Raw genomic sequence first — 1803 nt, forward strand, 5'->3', positions numbered from 1 at the left:
TGGCCGATGTGGTGGACCTCGTGGACCGGGCGGTCGCGTTGCCGCCGGGGCCGGAGTTGTCCGCCGTGCTGGGTGGGTTGTCGTGGGAGAAGATCCCCAACGCCCGGCTGGTCGAGGTCGTGCAGGCCCGGTCGCGGCAGTTGGCGCATGATCAAGCGGAGTTGTTGGCCGGGCTGGTGGAGATCACCCACGCCGTCGCGGTGGCCGACCTACCCGGCGGCCGGTCCGAGACCGTCGCCCGGGTTGTGGCGCGGGTGGGGAAGCGGTTCGAGTGGGCGTCTCATGAGATCGCTGCCGGGTTGACCTGGACACCCACCGTGGCCGATCGCGAGCTCGGGTTCGCGACCGGGTTGGTGCAGCGTCTACCGGCGGTGTTCACGGCGTTGCAGCAGGGCCGTATCGATCGCGGTAAGGCGCAGGTGTTCCTCGACTATCTGGACCCGGCGAACGGGGATGTCACCGCGGAGCAGGCGCGGTTGTTGGTGGCCCGGTTCCTGGGGCAGGCCCCGGGGTGGACGCGTAAGCAGTTGTCGGACCGGTTGTACCGGGCGTTGCACGCGATCGACCCGGGGTTGCGCCGCCGCCGCTACGAGCGTGCGGTCCGCGAACGTGGTGTGGCGTTGTACCTGGACCCGCGGACCGGCACCGCCACCCTGGTCGGTGACGGGTTGCCCCCCGACGAGGCCGCCGCGGCGGGCGAGCGGATCGACCGGCTCGTCGAGACCGCGAAACGGGCAGGACACCCGGGGCGTCGCCCCCAGATCAGCGCCGACCTGTACCTGGGCATGCTCAACGGCACGTTCCACCGGCTCACCGAGGCGCAGATCATCGCCGCGCTCCTGGCCGCACCCCGCGCCGAAGACAACCCCCACCCCCACCCCAACACCCACCCCAACACCGACACCGACCCCGCGGACCCCGACACCGCCGATCCGCCGGCAGGTGAGGCGGGGGCCGGTGATCGGGTCGCGACCCGGGAGGGCATCGAGATCCGGGTCGGGCTGGCCACCCTGGCCGGGCTCGACGACCGCCCCGGTGAAATCCCCGGGCTGGGACCTGTCGGCGCCGCCCTGGCCCGCGATGCGGTCACGGCCCAGCGGCGCGGGGCGTCGTGGAAGTTCGCCCTCCTCGACTCCCACGGCCACCTGCTGCTGGCCGGGTCCCTGCGCCGCCGACCCCGCACCCACCCCCAACCCCGCCCCGGTTCGGGTTCGGGTTCGGGTTCGGGTCGGGTCCGCGGTGGAGTGGTCGAGCTGCACCTCACGGTGGAGGAACTCGACCGTCATGCCGGCGACCCGGCCCTCACCGGCTGGCACCCGTTGCTGGCCGAGATCGCCGCCCGCTGGGCCGACCGCGACCACCTGCGTGCCCGCCTGGCCGCGCGTCCACGTGCCCGGTTCGCCCGCGGCCCCCTGGCCGAGCACATCCGTGCCCGTGACCGCCACTGCTGCGGCCCCGGCTGCACCCGCACCGCCCGCGGCTCGGACCTGGACCACACCCGCGAACACGGCCGCGGCGGCACCACCGTCGAGGCGAACCTCGGGCCCGCATGCAAACGTCACCACCCCGACAAGGACCGCGGCTGGAAACTCACCCAGCCCGAACCGGGACTGTTCCGCTGGGTCAGCCCACTCGGGCGGGTCTACCTGACCCGCGGGGAACCCATCCGGCCCGATCTACCCGACCCCGACCTGGTCGGGCACCCCGACGGCCGGCCCGATCCCGACGCCGACATCGACGCCGATCAGCGGCTGCGCCGCTACGACCCCCGCATCCTGGACCGACCGGCCACCGACCCACCAC

Annotated in this window: 1 protein-coding gene; it reads left to right on the forward strand. The window is 73.5% G+C overall.

Annotated elements, in window-relative coordinates:
• The coding region (locus tag CFP66_RS46810; protein ID WP_094932051.1) for an HNH endonuclease signature motif containing protein at window positions 1-1803 on the forward strand (1803 nt) is incomplete at both ends.

Source organism: Pseudonocardia sp. MH-G8 (genome assembly GCF_002262885.1).
GTDB lineage: Bacteria > Actinomycetota > Actinomycetes > Mycobacteriales > Pseudonocardiaceae > Pseudonocardia.